Consider the following 4,024-nt stretch of genomic DNA (forward strand, 5'->3'; position numbering starts at 1 on the left):
GTATTGGAATCAAAGGCCACCACATGAATGGCACCCTTTACCTCCAGATCGCGGATGGCCCACCCCACGCCCAGGCTGGTCCACTCGTTAAAGGTGACAATCACATTGATCTGAGGATTTTCCTTGATCAGCTCTCTGGTTCCTTCCCTGGCGTCCTCCGTGGTGGATACCACGTTTATGGTAGTGATCTCCCTCACCCGCGGGTTTTCTTCCATAATTTCCCGGAATCCCTGCTCCCTCTGCTGCCCGTTGGCAGAATTTACATCATAGTTTACGATGCCTACATAAAGCTCCTCTTTGTCAGTATACAAGGCCGCCTGGGCCGCCTGTCTGCCCGCCTCCACATTATCTGTCCCGATCCGGCAGCTCACCTGATCGCTGTTTACGTCGCTGTCTATCACCACAATTTTAATTCCTCTCTGGGCGGCCTCATTGATCACCTGGGAATTGGCATTATAATCCACAGCGGAAAAAACAATCACCTCTGCCCCGTTGTCCATGGCTTCCCGGACCAACTGATTCTGCCGCTCATAGTCCTCCTCCCTTTCCGGCCCGGTAAGGGTAAGGCTCAGATTATATTCCGTAGCCGCCGCAGCCGCCCCCGCATATACCGTTTTCCAAAAGGTGCTGGAGGTAGACTTGGTGATCACCGCCACATAAGATTTGCGGTTTTCCCCTCCCGAGGTGCAGCCGCAGACAAAAAAGACAAGCGCAGCCGCCGCAAGCAGGCAAATCCCTCTTCTTCCCTTCCTCATCGACTTTCTCCCTTCTTTGCAGGATCAGAGCCCTTCAGGGACCCGGTATAGGTTTCCACGTCCTCTCTTTCCAGCTTCGGCATCCGGATCATTACCGTGGTTCCTTCATCCAGTTCGCTTTCTATCTGTACCCCATAGCTCTCCCCAAAGTATATCTGAATCCTGTCATTGACGTTCTTAATGCCGATACCAGCGCTCTCCCCGGGCTCCTTCTGCAGGATGCTGCGGCACTGCTCCTTCGTCATTCCCACACCGTTGTCCTCCACCTCAAAAACCATATCCCCTCCATCCGTATAGGCCCGCACAACAATCTGCCCTTCATCCACCATCCGGTTAAGACCATGGTAAATAGCGTTTTCAATGATGGGCTGTAGGGTGATTTTATTGCAGTAATAGGAAAGACATCCTTCTTCCACCTGAAATTCATAATTGAATTGATTTTTATATCTGAATTTTTGTATTTTCAGGTAGCTTCTTGCATGTTCCAGCTCCTTCTCCACCGTAATCAGCTCATGGCCTTTGCTGATGCTGATCCGAAACAGCTTCGCCAGGGCGTTTACCATTTCCACCGCGTCCCTGCTTCTCTCCTCCTCGCACAGCCAGCCGATGGAATCCAGCGTATTGTAGAGAAAGTGGGGATTGATCTGAGCCTGCAGCGCCTTAAGCTCCGTCTTTCTCAGCGTGATCTCCTCTTGTCTGACCTGATTCATCAGGCTCTGGATTCGTTTCACCATATGTCCAAAGGACTGGGACAGAAATTGTATTTCCCCGATGCCGCCCATGGGGCTGTAGGAATAGCCTGCGGCGTTTTTTTCAAATTCCCCCATGTCGTTCACCAGCCTTTGAATGGGCTTGGAAACCACACAGGACATAATATAGCTGCTGACGAAGGTGACAAAGAAAATAATCACCAGTATCACAATGACAATTCCAAAAACCTCAGTCTCCTTAGCAGTAACCAGCTCACTGATGTAGCTGACTCCCACCACCCGCCATCCGTAATTATCCAGAGTTTTTACGGCATAAATCACCTGCTGTTCCTGATAGGAGCCGTCCTCTCTTCCCATCACATCTGCAGTGGGCTCACTTTTCAGCCCGGAATAGATCAGCTGCTGCTGGGGATGATAGATAATCTCCCCGTCCATATCCGTAATAAAGCAGTAGCCGTGCCGCCCTATTCCTACGTCGTCCACATAATCTGATATTTTGGAAAAGCGGATGTCGATGACCACTCTGTTCTTTTTCCCGTTTTCCCCCTCTATTTCCTGCAGCACAGAAACCACCCAGGGATATTCGTTCACCAGCATGGACTCCACATGGGGCTTGGAAATATAGATGGCTCCCTGTTCATATTCCGGTGCCTCCACATAGGATAAATTTTTCAAATAATTCTCCTTGAAATCATACCTTCCCGTATATGCGCTTAAAAGCTCTGCATTTTCATCATACACATAGATAGCCACCAGATCGGAGCGCACGTTTGTAAGGGTTTTTAAGGTATCCTCTCTCTCCTCCTTTTCCATCCGGTAGCTTTCCTCAATCAGCGTCATGATCTCCTTCATGTCCTCTATGTAATTTCCCACCGTGTTTGACACCTGCACCACCGTCTGCTCACTGCTGGTGGCGGCATTCTCTTCCATGCTGTTTACATATACGGACATGAACACAAACGCTGTGGACAAAATGATGATAGTCACCAGCGACACCACCAGCATGGTGATAATATGGGAAAGAGACAACTTGCTTTTCTTCATAGCCCCTCCTGCTGTTCTCCTATCTGCTGCCGCATGGCGTTTGGAGATATCCCGCAGTACTTCTTAAAGCAGTAGCTGAAATAATGCTGATCGTTATAGCCGCACTTTTCCGCAATTTCCCTGACCTTCATAGAAGTGCCCGTAACCAGCTCCCTGGCCCGCTCCATGCGTTTTCGAGTCAGCAGGTCCACAAAGCTCATTCCCGCCTCCTTTTTGATCAGGGCGCTTAAATAATTGGGGCTCACATTGATTTTTCCGCTGACACCCACCAGAGACAGGGCCGGATCAGCGTACTCCTTTTCAATCAGGTACATAGCCTGCTCGCACATGATCTGGCTGCTTTTTTTCTTCCCGGCATTTACCAGCTCCCTGGCCTCCAGACAGACAGATATGAGCTGTTCCTTCATCTCTCCGTAGGAGCCTTCCACAAAGGTAAGCCTTTTCATCAAAGTAATCTCATCCGTCACCGCACAGACAATGCGAAAAATAGAGGAAAACATCTGCATCATGAGAAATTTCAGCTTGATCTGCACATTTTCCCCTCTCATGCCCTCAAACAATTCCTCCAGGTACTGCTGCAGCTCCTCCCTGGAGCCTCCCCGTATGAGATTTTCCAGCTCTGTTACCACGTCCTGCATTGTGGACAGATCAAGAGAAGTCACCCGCTCCTCGTCCGCTATGTAATGGATACTGCTCTTTTCTTTGGTATTGCTGTAGCCAAGGGCATTCATGGCTTCATTGTATGCCTCATGGCAGCCAGTAAAATGCTCCTGTATCCGGCTGACTCCGATGTGACAGTGCAGCCCCAGAATACGCTCCGTGCTCTGTACAATATCCCCCACCATAATGTGAAGATACTTTTCAAAGGCTCCTTTTGTGGCTAAGAGCAGGGAAATTACCCGTCCTTCCATGTAAAAGCTGTAAAAGCCTGCATATTTCTTCAAAATCAGGTCTACAGAATGCACCAGCTCTGGCGCCGTCCGGTTTACACCCTCCCGATCCTGCACCATGGTGGCAAGCACCACATACTGCAGGGCATTGCTTTTACTGCGCACAAGTCCGCAGGCCACAGCCTGTTCTAAAAGCTGTTCCTCCCTGTGGGGATGGTCCAGCTTCCCATAGCTGTCCAGTAAAAGAGGCAGCACAAACTCATGAATATAGGTTTTTTCCTGCTTTCTTAAGTCAAATTCTTCAAAAATGTGGTCTATCTTCTTCTTAATGTTCTTAAGCTCCTCTGTCAAATCCCGCATGGAAATGGGCTTTAACAGATAGCTGATAATATTGTACTGTATGGCCTGCTGGGCATAGGAAAACTCGTCGAACCCGCTCAAAAATGCAATCTGCGTGGTAGGGCGGATTTCCCTTACCTGTCTTGCCAGCTCTATTCCAGAAACGAAGGGCATGCGGATATCCGTAAGAAGCAGGTCCGGCTCCTTTTTCTCCACCAGCTCCAGAGCCTCTATGCCGTTTTCCGCTTCCCCAATCACCTGAAAGCCTATACTCTCCCAATCCACC

At 49.5% G+C, this 4,024-nt stretch carries 3 protein-coding genes; all 3 read right to left on the bottom strand.

Going from position 1 to position 4,024, the window contains the following annotated elements:
* Nucleotides 1–755, bottom strand: a 755-nt coding sequence (locus AC1WIP_RS12510) for a substrate-binding domain-containing protein (RefSeq protein WP_481142140.1), incomplete at its 3' end; no start/stop codon positions are given.
* Nucleotides 752–2,509 carry a cache domain-containing sensor histidine kinase gene (locus AC1WIP_RS12515; protein WP_481142141.1) on the bottom strand — a complete coding sequence of 586 codons (1,758 nt, stop codon included), beginning with the start codon at nt 2,507–2,509 and terminating at the stop codon, nt 752–754. The genes AC1WIP_RS12510 and AC1WIP_RS12515, both read right to left, overlap by 4 nt.
* A partial coding sequence (locus tag AC1WIP_RS12520; RefSeq protein WP_481142142.1) for a response regulator transcription factor occupies nt 2,506–4,024 on the bottom strand: 1,519 nt, incomplete at its 5' end. The genes AC1WIP_RS12515 and AC1WIP_RS12520, both read right to left, overlap by 4 nt.

It is taken from the genome of Acetatifactor sp., from assembly GCF_982438285.1.